The 19,096-nt window shown below is 46.7% G+C and carries 19 protein-coding genes; 7 read left to right on the top strand and 12 right to left on the bottom strand.

The window, feature by feature from the left end:
- Positions 1-35: 35 nt before the first annotated feature.
- The 6 genes from QWY16_RS18550 to QWY16_RS18575 form a co-directional block, all read right to left on the bottom strand.
- Positions 36-440, bottom strand: a complete 405-nt coding sequence (locus QWY16_RS18550) for a GNAT family N-acetyltransferase (RefSeq protein ID WP_300990714.1) — start codon at positions 438-440, stop codon at positions 36-38.
- A gap of 137 nt (positions 441-577) precedes the next feature.
- Positions 578-916, bottom strand: coding sequence for a hypothetical protein (locus QWY16_RS18555; RefSeq protein WP_300990715.1), 339 nt, complete (start codon positions 914-916; stop codon positions 578-580).
- A complete protein-coding gene (locus tag QWY16_RS18560) occupies positions 916-2,574 on the bottom strand; it encodes an FAD-binding dehydrogenase (protein WP_300990716.1) in 1,659 nt (552 codons plus the stop codon). Before QWY16_RS18560 ends, QWY16_RS18555 begins: the two co-directional genes overlap by 1 nt.
- A 356-nt stretch (positions 2,575-2,930) precedes the next feature.
- Positions 2,931-4,475 carry a gluconokinase gene (gene gntK / locus QWY16_RS18565; protein WP_300990717.1) on the bottom strand — a complete coding sequence of 515 codons (1,545 nt, stop codon included), beginning with the start codon at positions 4,473-4,475 and terminating at the stop codon, positions 2,931-2,933.
- A gap of 34 nt (positions 4,476-4,509) precedes the next feature.
- Positions 4,510-5,400 (bottom strand): phosphogluconate dehydrogenase (NAD(+)-dependent, decarboxylating), encoded by an 891-nt coding sequence (gnd, locus tag QWY16_RS18570; protein WP_300990718.1) that lies wholly within the window; start codon positions 5,398-5,400, stop codon positions 4,510-4,512.
- Between the two features lie 156 nt (positions 5,401-5,556).
- On the bottom strand, positions 5,557-6,414 hold the full coding sequence (locus QWY16_RS18575) for an AraC family transcriptional regulator (RefSeq protein WP_300990719.1): 858 nt from the start codon (positions 6,412-6,414) through the stop codon (positions 5,557-5,559).
- Between the two features lie 358 nt (positions 6,415-6,772).
- Here QWY16_RS18575 and bcaP point away from each other — a divergent pair, with 358 nt between their 5' ends.
- The gene (gene bcaP / locus QWY16_RS18580) at positions 6,773-8,173 is read left to right on the top strand and encodes a branched-chain amino acid transporter BcaP (RefSeq protein ID WP_300990720.1); all 1,401 of its coding nucleotides are present in this window, start codon (positions 6,773-6,775) and stop codon (positions 8,171-8,173) included.
- Between the two features lie 73 nt (positions 8,174-8,246).
- Here bcaP and QWY16_RS18585 read toward each other — a convergent pair whose 3' ends face one another.
- Positions 8,247-8,816, bottom strand: coding sequence for a GNAT family N-acetyltransferase (locus tag QWY16_RS18585; RefSeq protein WP_300990721.1), 570 nt, complete (start codon positions 8,814-8,816; stop codon positions 8,247-8,249).
- Between the two features lie 13 nt (positions 8,817-8,829).
- The gene (locus QWY16_RS18590) at positions 8,830-9,645 is read right to left on the bottom strand and encodes a PP2C family serine/threonine-protein phosphatase (RefSeq protein WP_300990722.1); all 816 of its coding nucleotides are present in this window, start codon (positions 9,643-9,645) and stop codon (positions 8,830-8,832) included.
- Between the two features lie 224 nt (positions 9,646-9,869).
- On the opposite strand from QWY16_RS18590, the gene QWY16_RS18595 reads away from it, so the two are divergent.
- Both QWY16_RS18595 and QWY16_RS18600 read left to right on the top strand, forming a co-directional pair.
- Complete coding sequence (locus QWY16_RS18595; protein ID WP_367281325.1) at positions 9,870-10,268, top strand: MarR family winged helix-turn-helix transcriptional regulator; 399 nt, start codon at positions 9,870-9,872, stop codon at positions 10,266-10,268.
- A complete protein-coding gene (locus QWY16_RS18600; protein ID WP_300990723.1) occupies positions 10,265-11,464 on the top strand; it encodes an MFS transporter in 1,200 nt (399 codons plus the stop codon). Before QWY16_RS18595 ends, QWY16_RS18600 begins: the two co-directional genes overlap by 4 nt.
- Before the next feature lie 92 nt (positions 11,465-11,556).
- On the opposite strand, the gene QWY16_RS18605 is transcribed toward QWY16_RS18600, so the two are convergent.
- Complete coding sequence (locus QWY16_RS18605; RefSeq protein WP_300990724.1) at positions 11,557-12,606, bottom strand: NAD(P)/FAD-dependent oxidoreductase; 1,050 nt, start codon at positions 12,604-12,606, stop codon at positions 11,557-11,559.
- A gap of 229 nt (positions 12,607-12,835) precedes the next feature.
- Here QWY16_RS18605 and QWY16_RS18610 point away from each other — a divergent pair, with 229 nt between their 5' ends.
- The 4 genes from QWY16_RS18610 (at position 12,836) to QWY16_RS18625 (ending at position 16,623) form a co-directional block, all read left to right on the top strand.
- Positions 12,836-13,627, top strand: coding sequence for an ABC transporter ATP-binding protein (locus QWY16_RS18610; protein WP_300990725.1), 792 nt, complete (start codon positions 12,836-12,838; stop codon positions 13,625-13,627).
- A 6-nt stretch (positions 13,628-13,633) separates the two neighbouring features.
- On the top strand, positions 13,634-14,554 hold the full coding sequence (locus tag QWY16_RS18615) for an iron-hydroxamate ABC transporter substrate-binding protein (protein WP_300993531.1): 921 nt from the start codon (positions 13,634-13,636) through the stop codon (positions 14,552-14,554).
- A 66-nt stretch (positions 14,555-14,620) separates the two neighbouring features.
- Entirely contained in the window at positions 14,621-15,619 is a 999-nt protein-coding gene (locus tag QWY16_RS18620; RefSeq protein ID WP_300990726.1) for a FecCD family ABC transporter permease, read from the top strand.
- The gene (locus tag QWY16_RS18625; protein ID WP_300990727.1) at positions 15,616-16,623 is read left to right on the top strand and encodes a FecCD family ABC transporter permease; all 1,008 of its coding nucleotides are present in this window, start codon (positions 15,616-15,618) and stop codon (positions 16,621-16,623) included. The genes QWY16_RS18620 and QWY16_RS18625 overlap by 4 nt, the downstream gene beginning before the upstream one ends.
- 45 nt (positions 16,624-16,668) lie before the next feature.
- Here QWY16_RS18625 and QWY16_RS18630 read toward each other — a convergent pair whose 3' ends face one another.
- The 3 genes from QWY16_RS18630 to QWY16_RS18640 form a co-directional block, all read right to left on the bottom strand.
- Positions 16,669-17,262, bottom strand: a complete 594-nt coding sequence (locus QWY16_RS18630; RefSeq protein WP_300990728.1) for a flavin reductase family protein — start codon at positions 17,260-17,262, stop codon at positions 16,669-16,671.
- Positions 17,263-17,359: 97 nt separating this feature from the next.
- The gene (locus QWY16_RS18635) at positions 17,360-18,370 is read right to left on the bottom strand and encodes an EAL domain-containing protein (protein WP_300990729.1); all 1,011 of its coding nucleotides are present in this window, start codon (positions 18,368-18,370) and stop codon (positions 17,360-17,362) included.
- A 133-nt stretch (positions 18,371-18,503) separates the two neighbouring features.
- The gene (locus tag QWY16_RS18640; RefSeq protein WP_300990730.1) at positions 18,504-18,992 is read right to left on the bottom strand and encodes a cbb3-type cytochrome c oxidase subunit I; all 489 of its coding nucleotides are present in this window, start codon (positions 18,990-18,992) and stop codon (positions 18,504-18,506) included.
- Positions 18,993-19,096: the final 104 nt, after the last annotated feature.

The following is a 19,096-nucleotide window of genomic DNA, read 5'->3' on the forward strand; positions in this document are numbered from 1 at the left end:
CAGCAGGTTAAAATATACCGGTCGAATTTTCTGCTTTATTCTTCAATGGTTTTCCGGAAGCCATAAAAAGCCCGATAGCCGAGAGCTTCATAAAACGACCGGGATGTCTGGCTAGCAAGGAGTTCAAATCGGGTTTTAGGATAAAGGGAATGGACATGGCTGAGCAGCTGTTTTCCGATCCCTTGTCCTCTCCATTCCGGATGGATCAGCAATTCAGCGATATAAAACGTGATATGGCCATCCGTCAGTCCGCGAAGGCAGCCTGCCACTGCCCCTTCCATTTCTGCTACAAAAGCCGCATTGGAATGCTTCCATGCTTCTTTCGTGTCTTCGTGCTTTTCCACCAGATTGTTCCAGCCTTCTGCTTTATTCAGTTCGTGGATGGCAGGAAAATCACGTTCTTCATAGCGGCGAATGATAAAAGCATTTACTGATTCCATTATCGGATCAGCCCTTTCGAGTATTTAGGTTTATATTTCAGATTAATGCAGGTTCCTTAATCTTTTCAGTAAAGCAAAGGTCCCTTTATTTTTCCGGACCTGCTGTTCTCGTTGAATAAGAAGAGTGGTTTAACGGATTATGAAAATCGATTGCCAGGATTCCGCCTCCCGCTTTTCGTTAATTGCCCTTCCGTGTTGCTGCTTTCCTCCGTTTCATCGAATAACACCGAAGTAAAGAAAGTCAGTATTCCGATCAATAAACCCATTCCGAACAGAATACTGCCTAGCATCATAAAGCCGGTCATGTACGTTTCGACGACTCGGTAATAAATTTCAGTATCACTTCCTTCAACTTGCTGCGCCAACCAAGAATTCCCTCTTGCTACTCCGAAGCGGGCACTTGAAAAAGTCAGTATCAATCCTCCCAATACCAATAAAAAAGAAATCCAACTCAATCCTTTAACGTGCTTCGCCATTACTCTTCTCCCCTTTCTGCTACTGCTCTTCCTGCCACTCTTCCTGAAAACAGACAGCCCCCGAGAAACGTCCCTTCAAGAGACCGGTAACCGTGGACTCCCCCACCGCCGAATCCGCAGACTTCACCGGCAGCATATAACCCTGGAATTGGCTGTCCGGCATTGTTCAAAACACGGGCAGACAAGTCTGTCTGCAAGCCGCCCAGCGTTTTGCGGCTGACGATATTCAAACGCACGGCTATCAATGGACCGTTTGCCAAATCCAATATTTCATGCGGCTTTGCTACACGGATCAATTTATCCCCAATGTATTTTCGGGCACCCCGTAATGCCGTCACTTGCAGATCTTTTCCAAATTTATTGGTGAGCTGATTGTCGCGCGCTTTAATCTGACGCCGAATGTGATGGGCATCGAGCAGTGTGTCACCGGTCAATCGGTTCATCCCGTCGACCAGTTCTTCCAATGTATCGGCAATGACAAAGTCTTCTCCTTTATCCATGAACGCCTGGACCGGTGCGGTCGCACCTGAACGGACACGCGCCAGCACCTGGCGTATGCTTTTGCCTGTGAGGTCCGGATTCTGCTCGGAACCGGACAGGGCAAATTCTTTTTCTATGATTTTTTGTGTCAAGATAAACCAGGAATAGCTGTAGCCGGTTTTCTGGATTGTTTCCAGCGTGCCTAGCGTATCGAAGCCTGGAAAGTTCGGGGCTGGAAACCGTTCGCCTTTGGCATCGAGCCAAATCGAAGAAGGACCGGGCAGGATGCGAATGCCGTGTCGGCTCCAGACCGGATTCCAGTTTTTGATGCCTTCCGTGTAATGCCACATGCGGTCCCGGTTGACGATGCGCCCTCCAAATTTTTCTGTGATGGCAAGCATCCGGCCATCTACATGCGCCGGCACACCCGACAGCATTTTTTCAGGAGGGGTTCCAAGCCGCTCCGGCCAGTTTTTCCGGATCAGTTCATGGTTTCCGCCAATGCCGCCGCTTGTCACAACGACTGCTTTTGCCTGATATGTAAATTCACCAATCGCTTCCCGGGAACTGTCTTCTCCGCGCTGCGCTTCGCTTGGAGCGAGAACTGAACCAAACACTCCCGTTACGGAAGAACCGCTTGACTGCAAGCCATCCACTTGATGGCGCGGGCGATACTTTACCAAGCCGTTTTCTATATGTTGCCGCAGGCGGCGCTCAAACGGTTCGACAATTCCGGGTCCTGTCCCCCAGACGATGTGAAAACGGGGAACCGAGTTGCCATGCCCTTCCGCCAAATAACCGCCGCGTTCTGCCCAGCCAACCACCGGAAAAAATTTAATACCCTTTACGGCAAGCCAAGCCCGCTTTTCGCCTGCAGCAAAATCAACATAAGCTTCTGCCCATTTTCTGCCCCAATAGTCTTCATCTTCTTGCCGGTCAAAACCTGCTGCACCGAGCCAGTCCTGCCAGGCAAGCTCTTTTGAATCTTTTATTCCTAAACGCCGCTGTTCCGGTGAATCAACCAAAAACAATCCGCCAAATGACCACCACGCCTGCCCTCTGAGTGACACTTCCGGTTCCTGGTCAAGCAACAGGACTTTCTTTCCGCTGTCCGCAATTTCGGTTGTCGCCACCAGCCCTGCCAGCCCTGCTCCTACTACGATTGCATCGTAATCCATCCCGACATCCCCTTTGCGCCTTGAATCTTCGTCTCTATTTCCATCGTAGCAGAAGCGTTTGGAAGATTATAGATATTTTTTAGTATTTTCTGATAATATAATCTTAAAATTTTTTTATACAGCTAGAAAGGAAAGAAATAGGATGGAATTCATTTTAAGCGTGGAATTTTAATAACTACGCCCTGACTGAATTTTAATTATGCCCAAGTTCAGGCTTTTTATGCCCGACTCCTACTATTTTATGCCCAAGTTTTCCGTATTTATGCCCAACCTTGTCCGTGTTATGCCCAACTAGCCAAAATCAATAGAAAAAGTGGTTCTGAAATTGTCTGCAGACAATTTCAGAACCACTTTTTTCATTTCAAATGCTTGCGCTGAAACTCAGAGATGCTTTCGTATTCTTCTGCCAGAAGCCGCGATAACCGGATGTAGATCGGCAGCAACTCTTTGTAGATTCCGCTTGCCGCTTTATCCGGGTAGTACGTGCGCTCTTCACCGATCATCTTCGAAACGATGTTAAAATCGTCAATCTCTGAAATTGCATATCTCCCAAGGACCACAGCACCCAGGCAGGAACTTTCAAAAGCTTCCGGAACGGTCACCGGTTTCTCGAAGACGTCCGCCAGCAGCTGGCACCACATTTCAGAACGGGCAAACCCTCCGGATGCCTGAATGCGCACCGGTTCCCCCACCAATTCTTCAACCGCCAGCAGCACCGTATATAAATTGAAGACAATGCCCTCAAGAACCGCCCGGATCATATGCGGCTTTTGATGATGGAGGTTCAGCCCGAAAAATGAGCCGCGTGCATCAGCATTCCACAGCGGTGCCCGCTCACCTGTCAAAAAAGGATGGAACAGCAAGCCTTCGGAACCGGCAGGAACCGCTGATGCCACATTGGTCATAACGTCATAAGGGTCGATGCCAAGCCGTTTAGCCATCTCCACTTCAGAAAAAGCAAATTCATCCCGCAGCCAGCGCAGGGCGATGCCGCCATTATTGACCGGCCCGCCAATCACCCAATTGTTTTCAGTCAATATATAACAAAATGTGCGCCCTTTCGGATCGAGTTTCAGCACCGGAGAAACGGTACGAATGGCGCCGCTTGTTCCAATGGTCACAGCAATGACGCCTGGTCTGATGGCATTCACTCCAAGATTCGCCAACACTCCGTCGCTCGCTCCGACGATAAAAGGCACTTCTTCAGGAATCCCCATGGCAGCGACGTATTCCGCCGCCAATCCCTTCATTTGATAAGTGGTCGGAACAGGTTTCGCTAATCGGCTGGCATCCACTCCCGCAATTTCCAAAGCTCCTTTATCCCAGTCGAGCTGTACCAGATTGAATAATCCGGTAGCCGAGGCGATAGAATGATCAATGACATACTCCCCGAATAATTGATGAAAAATATATTCCTTGATTCCAATAAATTTAGCAGCTGTCTTCCATACTTCGGGCTGTTCCGCTTTTAGCCAAACCAGCTTTGCCAGCGGCGACATGGCATGGATAGGCGTTCCCGTACGCAGGTAAATTTGATGGCCTTCCATTTCTTCCATGATCTTTTTGGCGTAAGGCGCACTTCTCGCATCCGCCCATGTAATGCTGCGGGTCAAGAGTCCGCCGTTTTCATCCACTGCCATAAAGCTGTGCATCGCCGAGCTGAACGACACCAGCTTTAGGAATTCGGATCGAATACCGCTTTTGCGGATTGTTTCACGCACAGTGCCCAGCACAGCTTGGAAAATTTCTTCCGGATCCTGTTCAGCAATGAGCTGGTTTGGTGTATGGAGAGGATACAAAATCGTGTCACTTTCAATCACTTTTCCTTGTTTATTGAACAGTACCGCTTTTGTTGAAGTTGTCCCAATATCGACGCCGAGATAATACGATGGCTCCGGCATAGGAATCCTCCTCTCTAATTAAGGTGCCGCCATTTCAATGATTCTTCTTCTCTACTGCATGCCCGCCGAATTCATTGCGCAATGCCGCGACGACTTTTCCAGTGAAGGTTTCGTCTTCGAGTGAACGGTAGCGCATCATCAGCGACAATGTGATGACCGGTGCCGGGACATTCAAGTCGAGCGCGGTTTCGATGGTCCATTTGCCTTCCCCTGAAGAATTCATGATTCCCCGGATGCCTTCCAGCTTCTTGTCTTTGGAGAAAGCGTTTTGTGTCAGCGCCATCAGATAAGAGCGGATGATGGAGCCGTTGTTCCATACCCCCGCTACTTTCTCATAGTCAAAATCGAAATCGCTTTTATGGAGAATCTCGAATCCTTCAGCAATCGACTGCATCATGCCGTATTCAATGCCGTTATGGATCATCTTCAGAAAGTGCCCACTTCCGGATTCGCCGGCATATAAATAACCGTTTTCCACAGAAATGTCCCGAAACAGCGGTTCAATTTCCGTAAACTTTTGTGCGTCGCCGCCAATCATTGCCGAGATGCCGTTGCGTGCTCCTTCTGTGCCGCCACTCGTGCCGCAATCGAAAAAGTAAAGCCCCTTTTCCTTCAGCGCTTGTCCCCTTCGCTTGCTGTCTTTATAATTCGAGTTGCCGCCGTCAATGATGGAATCTCCTTCATTTAAAATCGGAACCAATCCTTCGATGACAGATTCAGTCACATTTCCAGCAGGCACCATCAGCCATACAATCCTTGGCATTTCCAGCTTTTCCACAAGTTCCGCTACAGACAATTCCTGCTCGAAACCGTTAGCTCCTCTTACCTTCTGACTATCGTAGCCAATTACTGTGTGTCCATGCTCTTTCAGGTTAAGCGCCAAATTCAAGCCCATTTTTCCAAGGCCGATCATTCCGATTTGCATGTTTACCCCTCCAATTGATTTTTCAAGAATCAATCCCGTTACGTTACTTTTCTCTATATGACTGCAGAATCCTTTATTGCGGTGCCAGGCTCCTGCAATTTACAGACATCAAAAAAACGGCTGCAAGTCGCTGCAGCCGCTCTTTTCCATTCAACTTTATTTGTTTTTCAACGGTATCCAGATCTCCGAATAGGAATCCGGCTGGTACGGGTCTGCATGCGGATACACTTCCAGTTCCGGAGTGCCGGCATATTCGTATGGGTTGGACGGGAACCATTCTGTGAAAATTTTCTTCCAGGCGTTCTGCATGGCATCAGGCATCGGGCCATGGACTTCAAAAACGCCCCATTTGGATGCGGGAATCTCCATCTCCTCAAATTCTTCCGTGGCCTCGCGGTCTGTCTCAGCCGCAATCCAGTAATCCATGCTGGCCCCTTCTCCGGCCACGCAAACGCCCAAAACACCTTCAATCTCTCCGCTGTTCACTCTAAACAATTTTTCGTCCAAGCCGTTAGCGTTGGTTTCCCGCCACATTTGCGGAATGCCTCTCATGTTTTCATCATTGGCCGTTGAAAATGTTCGCTTGAAGCCCACCACTTTAAAACCGTCCCGCTCCACAATTTTGTACTTCATCGGTTCTGCCCCTCTCAGTTTCACCTGGAGTACCAGGCGGTTATAGGATTTCAGTCCTCCCAGATTTCTTCGGGCTTCGCTTGGCGTGATGCCATGCTGCCGCCGAAAAGCTTTGGAGAACGCTTCCGGAGTGTCATAACCATATTTATAGGCGATATCGATGATCTTGTTGTCCGTATTCGATAACTCATGGGCCGCTAGAGTCAAACGCCTTCCCCGCAGATATTCGCCGACCGTCATATCGGTCAAAATCGTAAATGTCCGCTGAAAATGAAACACCGAAGCATTCGCCCGTTTCGCTATTTGCTCAATAGCTATAGGCTCATCCAAATGATCTTCCATATAGTCGATTGCCTGCTGCAGCGATTCCACCCACCCCATATCGCTCACTCCTTACTTGTATCTTATTCCCTTTATAGCGCTCTTTCCTGTCATTTTATGCTTTAATCGGACAGATTTTCAGCAGGTATTTTGAATCATCTTTGAAAACCCTTTTTTCCTTTTTGATTTCTGCCTCAACTTCCATTAAATCTTCGTGTAAAACCTCTCGGGGAAAATATCCCTATCATTTATCTGATTCGAGAGGCAAGCAGCAAGTTCAATAGTCATAATTCCTATAAAAGTTATCAGAAATACAATTTTTAGAAAGTAAAAAATAATTGAATTATTTTGTGTACAAAGCAAATGTTCTGTTATATGCTATCAAAAATAAAACGAGAAAAGAAGGAGAATAAAAACGATGGCCAATGATCTTTTCAGAAAAACCACCATTTCAGATTTAAAATTTACCGCTGAAAAAAGAAGCGGGCTTTCCAAAGAATTAGGGGCATTCGATTTAACCATGCTGGGAATCGGGGCCATTATCGGAACGGGAATATTCGTTTTGACAGGAACCGGGGCTTTGACAGCGGGGCCAGCCCTTACCATTTCGTTTATCATTGCAGGGCTTGCCTGCTTTTTCGCCGCCTTGTCCTATGCGGAATTTGCATCCACTGTTCCGATTTCTGGTTCAGTCTATACCTATACGTATGTGACGATGGGAGAACTGCTTGCTTTTATCATCGGATGGGATTTAGTTCTGGAATATCTGCTCGCGGTCAGTGCTGTTTCCGTGGGCTGGTCCGGCTATTTCCAATCCCTGCTTAGCGGCGTTGGCATCAACTTGCCAACCGCCCTTACAGCAGCTCCCGGAGCAGTAGAAGGAACGACAACGATCTTTAACCTTCCGGCCTTCATCATTGTTATGCTTATTACAACTTTGCTGTCAATCGGCGTCAGGGAATCGAAACGGGTAAATAACGTCATGGTTGTCATCAAAGTAACCGTAGTTCTAATCTTTATCGCAGTTGCTGTTTTCTATGTTAAACCTGCCAACTGGCAGCCATTCACACCTTTTGGCTTTGACGGCGTTTTCGCAGCTGCGGCACTGGTTTTCTTTGCTTTTATCGGCTTTGATGCCGTTGCTTCGGCTGCTGAAGAAACACGAAATCCGAAAAGGGATTTGCCGCGCGGCATTATTTTCTCATTGATGATCTGTACACTTCTTTATGTAGTCGTCTCCGCCATCATGACCGGAGTCGTTCCTTTTGCACAATTTTCACAAGCCATTGACCACCCTGTCTCTCTTGTCCTGCAATTATCCGGACAGAACTGGGTTGCCGGAATTGTCGATTTAGGTGCTATCCTTGGTATGACGACAGTCATGCTGGTTATGCTTTACGGCCAAACGCGGGTCATGTTTGCCATGTCGCGAGATGGCTTGATGCCTAAATTCTTCTCTAAAGTCAGCATGAAAACCCATACTCCATACTTAGCTACTTGGTTTTTCGGTATTGTTGCTGCTTTGCTCGGTGGATTGATGCGATTGGATGAACTTGCCAAGTTGGTGAACATTGGAACTTTGTCAGCATTTATCCTCGTATCCATTGCTGTTATTATTCTTCGAAAGAAACAACCGGACCTGCCAAGGGCTTTCCGCTGCCCGGCTGTCCCATTAATTCCAGGTTTAGCTATCTTGTTCTGCGGCTTTTTGATTTTCCAGCTGGGAAGTGAGACGATTATCCGTTTCGTCATCTGGCTTGCAATCGGAATGGTCGTTTACTTTGGCTATTCCCGGAAGCGTTCACATTTAAATAAATAATTAGCTGCTCTTAAACAACAGGCAGTGGCTCACCTGCAAAAACCCGGCTTCCTTTAAAGGCAGCCGGGTTTTTCTATGCTCTTGCAAATTCTTCTTTTAACACTGCATACATGGCTAAGTCAACAAACTCTCCTTTTATGACAAAATGCTGGCGTGCAACTCCCTCACACACCATTCCCACTTTTTCCAGCACACGCTGTGACTGGAAATTGTCCGGCACAATCGGTGCTTCGACTTTGTTCAACTGCATCTTTTCAAAACCGAAAGCGATCAATGCTTTGGCTGCTTCTTGGGTAAAGCCATTGCCCCAATAAAGATGGGACAATGCATAAGCGATTTCTGCCCGTGCATATTTCGGGAGCCATTTTACAAAATCGATGGTGCCGATCATTTTGTCTTCACTTTTCAATTCTATCGCCCACGTCAGCTTGTTTTTCTGTTCGTAGCCCTGCAGGACACCCCGAATAAATCCCTTCGTGTCTTCCACTGAATTATGCACTTCCCACGGCATGAACCGGGAAACAATCGGTTCGGATGCATAAGCAAACATATCCTGAGCATCTTCGATTGTCAGTTTTCTGAGAATCAGGCGCTTTGTTTCTAAAACCGGCAAATTGGCGTAAATTTTTTCCGTCTGACTCATTGCCATCTCTCCTTTATGTTTGATTGCTTGCTATAGCCGCTTTTTCGGCAATCCAGACTTTCCAGGAAACAATCGTCGTGCTGTCGCGCACTCCGTTTTCCTGGATTGTTTTCAATAGGTGTTTAACGCCTTGTTCATTTGAATTGCCAGCAAACTGTTCCAATATCGCTTCCGGTTGTGCAAACGGCTCATTCGGGCATTCAACCAGCCCGTCAGTCGTGATGAATAAATGATTATCACCTTGCCTTAACTCTTTCGTGCCGCTTGAATAGCAAGGCACCGGTCCTTCAAACGTATTGACTTGACCAATCCATTCGTAAAATTGGCGCTGGTTCAGCTGATACTGTCCGAATTCAACCAACTCCGGATGGAATAAATACAATAGGCAATCGCCGACTGAAAACCACCAGATGTACTTTCCTTTTCTTGCTGCAATGAGGCAAGCTGTTTCTCCTTGGGTCGTTCGGCAAACTGAGCGGAACTCTTCGTTTTGAAAAAGAGCCAGGATCGTTTTCTCAAGTGATTTAAAAAATTCAGCAGTAAGTTGCCGATTTAACAAATTTTCTATTGAACCTTTATTGGCTTCCACTTGTTCCAATACTTTTTCAGCACTTTCCGCCGTATTATGAGCATCCAGCATCACGACAAATTCCCAGTCTTCCTGTTCGTTGATCCATACCAGGCAACCATCTTCATTTTTAACCTGTCCCGCCGATGAATTGCCGCCGAATCGCCCGACAACAACGTGCTCCAACGCCAAAACATTAGGACAGTCTACAAAATTTTCCCGGCTGCCGACCCAATTGAATTCTCCTGCTATTGTCCTCAAATGGCATACCTCTTTTCGATATTTCTAAAATTATAAGTGAGACGCCTAAATAATGGAACAAATTCCCTGATTTTTTCTTTGTAAAGTTTTCAGAAAAAGTTCGACAGGCAGAGGGAATTTTGTTATTGTATATTAGTTACCCTGACTAACCATTATCTTCACTAACTATTTATAAAGGAGCTCTTCTTATTAAAACGTACCAGGAATTTTTTCAGCAATTTTTATTGTTATATCGCCCTTTTGAGCATCATCTTAATATAGAACTCGGCAAACATGACCTCTACAGAGCTCAGTGGTCCACTTTGTATTATCTCGCCAACAATGGCTCGGCTACACTTGTTGAACTTGCCCAATACCAGCAAGTCGAAAAACCGACGGTAACACGGATTGTCAGCCGCTTGGAAGAACTGCGTTACATCGAGCCTATCCAAAGCAAAGACCGGCGCGAAAAGCCCATGCAACTGACCGGGCTCGGCAGAAAAGTTTATGCGGATGTCCGGATCAGCGTCGATCGCTTTGAGCAAGATATCCTTGAAGGTGTGTCAGAAGCGCGGCAAAAAGAAGCGATTGGCGTAATGAAAGAAATACGCAATAACCTGATCAGCAAGGAGCCATTAAAGTGAATCCTAACAAACCCAAATTGTGGACGAAAGATTTTATCGTATCTTCAATAGTCAATTTCTTCCTTATTCTTATCTTTTATTTATTAATGGTCACCATTGCTGCATATGCCGTAGAAGAATACGATGCCACTACAAGTGAAGCAGGACTCGTCACCGGCATATTCATCATCGGTACGTTGATTGGCCGGTTAGTGATCGGCCGCACCATCAATCGCATCGGGCGTAAACGGACACTCGTCATCGGGCTCTCCCTATTCACATTGACCACATTATTCTATTTTGTAAATCTAGGACTTTCATTCTTATTGATTAACCGCCTTCTTCACGGGATGACGCTCGGGATGGCGAGTACCGCCGCCGGAACTATTGTCGCTCAAATCATTCCCATGACCCGAAAAGGCGAAGGAATCGGTTATTTCAGCATGAGTGCCACCATGGCTACTGCTTTTGGGCCGTTTATCGGCTTGTTCATGAGCCAGCGCACCAGTTATGAAGTCATTTTCGGGCTATGCCTCGCTTTAGGGGTCATCAGCTTGATCATTTCCCTGTTTGTTGAAGTCCCGCCAATTAAAGAAATCCCAGCCTCAGCAGAGACAAAAGGATTTAAACTTTCCAACTTCCTTGAACCGAAAGCGGTTCCGATTGCTTTAATCACGTTGGCTGTCAGCTTCTGCTATGCCAGTGTGTTATCGTTCATCAACTTCTACGCCATTGAAATCGACCTGGTCGACACTGCCAGTGTGTTCTTCGTCGTTTACGCTGCTGCTGTCCTGATTTCTCGCCCGTTCACTGGCCGGCTGATGGACTTGAAAGGCGCCAACTATGTTATGTATCCAGCTTTCCTTGTTTTTGCCCTTGGCTTGTTTTTGCTTAGCACCGCAGACAGTAGCGTAACGTTATTGTTGTCCGGCGCTTTAATTGGCTTCGGTTTCGGCAATATGCAGTCCACTACGCAAGCAGTCGCTGTAAAATTGACACCGCCGCACCGGATGGGCCTTGCCACTTCCACTTTCTTTATCTTTATGGATGCCGGACTCGGATTTGGCCCGTATATCTTGGGCTTTATCATCCCACTGACCGGCTACAGCACCATGTATGTCATTGTGGCTTTTGCGGCACTGGCTGCCGCTTTTCTTTATTATTTCCTGCATGGAAAAAAAGAGCATGCGCAAAAAGAATCGATTTATATGCATTAAAACATTGAAAGGCATCCTTGCTTGAAGGATGCCTTTTTTTCGATTCAACTTATTCCTCTTCATTCACTTTTCCTGCCTGCAGGCCCAACTATTCAGGACATCAATTGCTTGACCAGTTCTTTATTGCGCTGCTTAAAAATTTCATTATGCGATGACACCATGGCAATGCCATTCGCATCCGGCTGGATAAACTGCTTGGCTTTGTTGACGGCGTTTGCCGCATCCTGGAAAGTCCCTGCTATTAAATTCAGTTTGCCGGGATGCTGAAGGATGTCACCCGCCGCATACAATCCTGGAATGGAAGATTCGCTATTGACAGTGCCGGCAATATAATAGCCATCGGCGATTTCAATGTCCAAGCCGCTTTGTTCAAGCAGTGTGGCATCCCGTTCATAGCCATGGTTGATAATGACTTCATCGATCGGCAGCAAAGTGGTGTCCCCATTTTCCTGATTTGTCAGTTCGACCCGTTCAATGGCATCTCTTCCGTCAGAAGCAATCAATTTCGTAATCGTGGTATTCAATAAGCATTGAGCCGAACTGTTCATCAGCTGTTTTACTTGGGCTTCGTGCCCGGCAAGTTCACTTTTCCGGTACGTGACATAAACTTGCTTCGCAATCGGTTCCAGTTCGTTGGCCCAATCGATGGCGGAATTGCCGCCGCCGGAAATCAAGACGATTTTCCCTTTAAAGCGCTCCAGCGACTTCACCGTGTAATTCAAGTTCGATACTTCAAAACGTTCTGCGCCTTGGATTTCCAGTTTCTGAGGATTTAATATCCCTCCTCCCACTGCGACAATCACCGTCTTGGAAAGATGCCGCTTGCCAGAAGATCCGGCCAGTTCAAAAAGCCCGTCTTTGTTTCTGTCCATTGCCTCAATTTTCTCATTCAGCACCACTTCCGGATCAAAAGTCAGGCCTTGCGCCACCAATTGCTCAATGAGTTTTCCTCCTTGAATGGGAGTCTGTCCGCCTATGTCCCAAATCATCTTTTCAGGGTAAACGTGGATTTTCCCGCCAAGCTGCGGCTGGTATTCGATCAGTTTGGTCTTCATTTCCCTCAACCCGCTGTAAAAAGCCGAGTACAATCCGGCCGGCCCTCCACCGATGATGGTGACGTCGAACACTTCTAGTTCTCCCACAATTGATCCACTCCTCATTTTAAATTTCAGTTGACACTAAAAAATTTACGACTTATAGTATTGATTGTACTGAAAATGATAATCATTATCAATTAATTTATCAATAAAGAAAAAGCTTTCATCCAGATTGATTGACCAGCTGCTCTCAATCAGCCCTTTATTTCTCAGAAGCAGGAAGCTGACCGGCCGATCAAGCGGATTATAATTTTAGAAAAGGAGGTTTTGCAGGATGGTCCGTCTTTTTACAGAGGATTTGAATGTTAGCTATGGGGAAAGGCTGATCGTCAAAGATTTAAGCATTGAAATTCCAGACAAACAAATCACCACCATCATCGGGTCAAATGGCTGCGGCAAGTCGACTTTATTGAAAACGATTACCCGCATCATTTCGCAGCAGTCCGGGTCGGTTGTATTGGATGGCGGCAATATTGCAAAAGAAAGCACAAAAGCGTTGGCACAAAAAATGGCGATTCTGCCCCAAACCCCTGAAAGCGCCAATGGGCTGACTGTCGGAGAACTGGTTTCATATGGCCGTTTTCCATACCAAAAAGGATTCGGCCGCTTGTCGAAAAAGGATTATGACGTGATCAATTGGGCTTTGGATGTCACCGGCACTCAGTTTTTCAAATTTCATCCGGTTGATGCTTTATCAGGCGGGCAACGGCAGCGTGTCTGGATTGCCATGGCGCTTGCCCAAGAAACCGAAATGATTTTTCTGGATGAGCCGACCACGTATCTGGATATGGCCCACCAGCTTGAAATTCTGGAACTGCTGGAAAAACTCAATAAGGAACAAGGCCGGACCATTGTCATGGTGCTCCATGATTTGAATCAGGCTGCCCGTTTCGCCGACCATATCATTGCCATGAAAGACGGACAGGTAGTCAAAGCCGGCACATGCCATGAAGTCATTACGCAGCCTGTCTTAAAAAAAGTATTCCGGATTGACGCGGAAATCGGACTTGACCCGAGAACGCAAAAACCGATGTGCATCACCTATAACTTAATCAAAGGAGTTTAACCCATGATGAAAAAATTAGCATTGCCTCTTCTCTTATTAACCATTCTGCTGCTTGCAGCTTGCGGCAAAGAAACAGCGAACGAAGCGGAAGCCGAAAGTACTGCAGGCAAATCCGGCACGATTACATATGAATCCGAAAATGGCCCTGTTGAAGTACCCGCTGATCCACAGCGAGTGATTGTATTATCCACTTACGCGGGTGATGCGATGGCGCTTGATGTTCCGCTTGTCGGAGTGGATTCATGGTCAAAAAATAACCCCCGCTTTGATAAGGAGTTAGCAAATGTAGAAGAAGTGACTGAAGATAATCTGGAAAAGATCATCGAACTTGAGCCGGATTTAATCATTGGCATGTCGACGATTAAAAATATCGATAAGTTGAAGGAAATTGCTCCGACCGTGACATTTACATACGGCAAACTGGATTATCTGTCACAGCATTTGGAAATCGGGAAAGTGCTGAACAAAGAAAAAGAAGCCCAAGCTTGGATTGAAGATTTCCAAAACCGCGCCAAACAAGCCGGAGAAGAAATTCGTGCTGAAATCGGAGAAGAGGCAACCGTATCCGTTATTGAAAACTTTGATAAACAGCTTTATGTCTTCGGGGATAACTGGGGGCGCGGCACAGAAATTCTTTACCAGGAAATGAATCTCAAAATGCCTGAAAAAGTGAAGGAAATGGCATTGAAGGACGGTTACTACGCTTTGTCCCAAGAAGTGCTTCCTGAATACATGGGAGACTATGTGATCTTCAGCAAAGACAGCGAACAGGATAATTCATTCCAGGAAACGGATTTGTATAAAAACACACCAGCTGTTAAAGGCGGCAAGGTTTTTGAAGTCCCTTCTAAGGAATTTTACTTTAATGACCCTCTTACATTGGAATATCAACTCGAGTTCTTTATCGAGAAGTTTCTAGGCAAGTAATACATCAAAGAGGGATTCTGGACACGGAATCCCTCTTTTACTCTCTTACAGAAAAGATGATGATGCATGTACGGCAAAATGCCATTTTTATTAAAATTAATCACAAGCCTGCTCGTGTTTGCAGCTATGTTTGTAACAGCCATTGTGTCCGGCGCTGCAGACATCGGCTTGAAAGATGTTTGGCTCGCCTTATTTTCCGGGGCATCAAGTGACGACATCAACGTCATCAGGGAAATCCGGCTGCCACGGGAAGCCGCTGCAGTGTTCGTTGGCGCTGCGCTCGCCGTTTCCGGGGCAATGATGCAGGGAATGACCCGCAATCCCTTGGCAGACCCGAGCCTTCTTGGCCTTACTTCCGGCGCAAATGCAGCATTAGCCGTAACGCTCGCTTTTCTTCCAGCAGCCAACTATTTCTGGATTACGGTGGCTTGTTTCATCGGCGCTGCTATCGGTGCCGCTATCGTATTCGGACTTGGGGCAACAAAGCGCGGCGGGTTCTCCCCTTTCCGCATTGTCTTGGCAGGTGCAGCTGTATCGGCGTTTCTTTCAGCTTTTGCAGAAGGAATCGGCTTGTATTTCAAGATTTCCAAAGACGTGTCGATGTGGACTGCCGGCGGACTGATCGGCACCTCCTGGAGCCAGCTTCAAATAGTGGTCCCATTTATCGCATGTGGACTGGTTATTGCCATCTTTCTATCAAGGCAGCTGACCATCCTCAGTTTGAGCGAAGAAACAGCGGTCGGACTTGGCCAAAAGACAATCCATATTAAAGCGTTCCTTTTTATCGCCATCACTATTCTCGCAGGAGCCGCTGTTGCGCTCGCTGGAAATTTGGCTTTTATCGGTTTGATGGTGCCGCATGTGGTCCGGGCGATCGTCGGCACTGATTATCGGTTCATCATCCCGATGTCTGCTGTTTCAGGTGCAATCTTCATGCTTTTCGCAGATTTGCTTGGACGGACAATCAATGCCCCATTTGAAACACCGGTGGCAGCGCTTGTTGCGCTGTTCGGCTTGCCGTTCTTCTTATTGATCGTCCGGAAAGGAGGGCGTGCTTTCGCATGATTCATCCAGCTTTGTTAAGAAAACAGCGCCTTTATTTTGTACTGTTGCTCGCGTTGATTGTAATGACAGCCATCCTCGGCATGGCAACGGGTTATTCTTCCCTTTCTTTTGACCGGCTGCTGCCGGCCATTTTAGGGCAAGGTACATTCAAAGAGGACTTTATCTTATTTTCAATTCGGCTTCCGCGTATCTTGATCACGCTGCTTGCCGGCATGGCGCTTGCATTGTCCGGTGCGATCCTGCAAGGAGTGACACGCAACGACTTGGCAGACCCTGGCATCATCGGCATCAATTCAGGCGCCGGCGTCGCCATTGCGGTATTTTTCCTTTTTATGCCGATTGAAGTGGATTCGTTCGTTTATCTCTTGCCGCTCGTTGCTTTGGTGGGGGCTTTAGGGACGGCGCTGCTGATTTATGCTTGTTCTTATAACCGGAAAACCGGTCTCCAGCCAGTCCGGCTCGTTTTGGTAGGGATCGGCTTTTCAACGGCGTTATCCGGCGTTATGATCATTCTGGTGTCCTCTGCGGAACGGGAAAAAGTCGATTTTATCGCCAACTGGCTGGCCGGCAATATTTGGGGGACGGACTGGCCATTCATCTGGGCGCTTTTGCCTTGGCTATTGGTATTGCTGCCGTTCACTTTATACAAAGCGAACCGGTTGAATATACTGAGCCTCAGTGAACCTATTGCAGTCGGAATCGGCATTTCACTTGAAAAAGAACGCATCGTTCTGTTATTGGCGGCCGTGGCGCTTGCCGCTTCTGCTGTTTCTGTCACCGGCGGCATTGCTTTTATCGGACTGATGGCTCCTCATATCGCCAAGGCACTTGTCGGTCCGCGCAATCAATTGTTTCTGCCGCTTGCCATCTTGATTGGCGGCTGGCTCCTGCTGCTGGCCGATACTGTCGGCCGCAATTTGCTGGAGCCGAATGGCATTCCTGCCGGCATAATGGCTGCTTTGATTGGCGCCCCTTATTTCATGTACTTGCTGTTAAAGAAATAAAAATACCCTTTGAGAACTTTATTGTTCTCAAAGGGTATTTTAGGTTTAATCAGGCCGTTTCATTGAAAAAATTTCGCCAAGCTTGGCATAATTGGTTCCCGCCAAACGGCTGACAGGCTGCAGAATTTCCGGATTGATGCGCCCGTTGTCATAAATGGACTCGTCAATATGGAAGCGGACGACTCTGCCAATCAGGAGGCGGGTCCCTCCAAGTTCAACTGCCTGCTCCAGCCGGCATTCAAAGCGGACTTTTGTCTGCTCGACTGAAGGAACTTTTACTATTTCACTGTTGATAAGCGTCAGTTCCGTCAAATCGATTTCACTTTGCTCCGGCGGCAGTGATGCCGCTGTTTTATTGACTTCCCCGACGTTCGTTTCATCGACGACATGGATGACAAACTCCTTTGTTGCCATGGCGTTGCGTGCTGTGTCTTTCGGCGTTCCTGCCCGGCTCTGGACAGAAACCGACAGCAGCGGCGGATCGGATGAAACAATATTAAAGTAACTGAACGGCGCTGCGTTAACGATGCCGTCTGCGGACATGCTGGTGACAAAAGCAATCGGACGAGGAATGACGCTTCCGACCAGCAATTTATAATTCCCGCGTTCTGTTTGTTGGTTTGGATCAAACGAAAGCATGACGATTCCTCCCGGTTTTTGGTTTCTCTATAGATGTTGTTGATGTAAAAATATTTTAAGTATTATATTTAGAATGCCTTGCTTTAAAACATGTTTTTTATCTGGCTGAAGAGGCGAAATTCACTTCCAGCGGGCTGGCAGCAGGTTTCCCGAAATAATAGCCTTGAAAAAGCTGATAGCCTTGCTGTTTCAACCAGTCAAAGTCGGCCCGTTCTTCAATCCCTTCAGCAAGTGGCACCGAACCGACTTCGAGTGCTTTTCCAAGAAACTGCAGCGCTATCTTCTGCTTATCCGAGTCACTTGAGACTCCCTGGACATACTGCATATCCAGTTTCATGTAATTCGGCTTTAAATCGGCCAGCATTTCGATCGTGCTGTACCCTTCCCCGACATCATCAAGCGCATATTCGAAGCCTTTTTCTTTATAATACGCCAAAATGGTTTTTAAATGCTCCAAGTCCTCCACCTTTTCAGTTTCGACCACTTCAAATACGAGCTGCTCCGGGTTTACGCCCAATTGATTTGCCAGAAGCGTAGTAGAACGCAAACAAAATTCCGGCGAATAAATCGAAGTCGGAATAAAGTTGATGAATGTTTTTACATCTTTTAAAGCTGCGGCGTACTTGACTGCCGTCATACGGCATACCCGGTCGAGCGCATACAGGCGTCCACGGTTTTTGGCAGCCGGAAAGATTTCATTCGGATAGATGACGGAACCATCCTCGTTTTGGAAACGTGCCAGCATTTCATAGGCAAAAATTTTCCCGGCGGCATCAACAATCGGCTGATAATGGCACGTGATCAATTCTTTTTGGATCACTTCATCGATCCATTGCATTTCCATCACGGTTTCAATTTCGGCAAATGGCTTCCAAGCTCCCGTATTCACCCTGAATGTGACTTGTTCAAATTCCATAAAGTGACGGCAGAAATCCATGAATTCTTTTGCGCCGGATTCCGGAACGAGAAGCCCTTGCTCTTTCGCTTTTACGGAGATGCCCCGCCTTTCCATATGGTCCACTATTTGCGGCAATGCCGACAGATTGGATTCGCCTTCCACTTTTATCTCGAATTTCAACTCCGCTACGGAGCAATTATTGCATTGCATTCAGTAGTCCTCCCTTTTCCTGTTAAATAAAGTTTACTTGATTGGCAAAAAATAGAAAAGGGAATCACTTCTAAAAACAGAAAAAGACACTTTATTTCCCAGGAAATAAAGTGTCTTCAATTAACTTGCTGTTTTATTCGTTTCTTCTAAAAGCTTCATGCGCTTTGACATTCCGAAACAGATTTACGATAAATACTAAAGTGGCAGCTACAACGGTCAGTGCTCCGGTAACGGCAATCGGAAAAGCCGTCCCTTCTTCTCCAATGGAAAACAAAACCATGCCCCCCAATAAAAGCAATGCTCCGATATTATAGAGCCAAAAATGAGTTTTTCCTAACACGCTGTTTCCTGCTCTCGGAAAAGCACTATAGATTAGCCCGAATATCCCCATTGTGGCCCAGCCAACCAAATTGATATGGGCGTGTACAGGGGTAAATTCAAATCTTTCAACTATCCCCATATAAATCCCTAAGGTAAGGCCGATCAATAGATAAACAGCCGCTACTTTAATAAAAGCAGTGCCCATCTTACTCCAAACTCCTTTCGTATTAATCGTAGCTTCTACGAAAATCAACGTTGTTCTTGGAGTCACGCCGCGGTTCACTATTTTTTGGCTGAGCAAGGGAGAGTCATACCTCCTTTCAATAAAATGATTCTTACAGGCGGCTTAGTCCGAGTTTTTTGCCACTTATCTATTCTTGAAAATCAAAGTTCGCCACTTTTTAT

The sequence above is a fragment of the Planococcus shenhongbingii genome (genome assembly GCF_030413635.1).
GTDB classification, from domain to species: Bacteria; Bacillota; Bacilli; order Bacillales_A; family Planococcaceae; genus Planococcus; species Planococcus shenhongbingii.

Coding starts and splice junctions, on each gene's coding strand:
- QWY16_RS18550 (WP_300990714.1), bottom strand. CDS start 440: ATGGAATCAGTAAATGCTTTTATCATTCGCCGCTATGAAGAACGTGAT.
- QWY16_RS18575 (WP_300990719.1), bottom strand. CDS start 6,414: ATGGGGTGGGTGGAATCGCTGCAGCAGGCAATCGACTATATGGAAGAT.
- QWY16_RS18630 (WP_300990728.1), bottom strand. CDS start 17,262: ATGCTTTCGTTTGATCCAAACCAACAAACAGAACGCGGGAATTATAAA.
- QWY16_RS18635 (WP_300990729.1), bottom strand. CDS start 18,370: ATGCAATGCAATAATTGCTCCGTAGCGGAGTTGAAATTCGAGATAAAA.
- QWY16_RS18615 (WP_300993531.1), top strand. CDS start 13,634: ATGAAAAAATTAGCATTGCCTCTTCTCTTATTAACCATTCTGCTGCTT.
- QWY16_RS18620 (WP_300990726.1), top strand. CDS start 14,621: ATGTACGGCAAAATGCCATTTTTATTAAAATTAATCACAAGCCTGCTC.
- QWY16_RS18625 (WP_300990727.1), top strand. CDS start 15,616: ATGATTCATCCAGCTTTGTTAAGAAAACAGCGCCTTTATTTTGTACTG.
- QWY16_RS18560 (WP_300990716.1), bottom strand. CDS start 2,574: ATGGATTACGATGCAATCGTAGTAGGAGCAGGGCTGGCAGGGCTGGTG.
- QWY16_RS18610 (WP_300990725.1), top strand. CDS start 12,836: ATGGTCCGTCTTTTTACAGAGGATTTGAATGTTAGCTATGGGGAAAGG.
- QWY16_RS18585 (WP_300990721.1), bottom strand. CDS start 8,816: ATGAGTCAGACGGAAAAAATTTACGCCAATTTGCCGGTTTTAGAAACA.
- gnd (WP_300990718.1), bottom strand. CDS start 5,400: ATGCAAATCGGAATGATCGGCCTTGGAAAAATGGGCTTGAATTTGGCG.
- bcaP (WP_300990720.1), top strand. CDS start 6,773: ATGGCCAATGATCTTTTCAGAAAAACCACCATTTCAGATTTAAAATTT.
- gntK (WP_300990717.1), bottom strand. CDS start 4,475: ATGCCGGAGCCATCGTATTATCTCGGCGTCGATATTGGGACAACTTCA.
- QWY16_RS18555 (WP_300990715.1), bottom strand. CDS start 916: ATGGCGAAGCACGTTAAAGGATTGAGTTGGATTTCTTTTTTATTGGTA.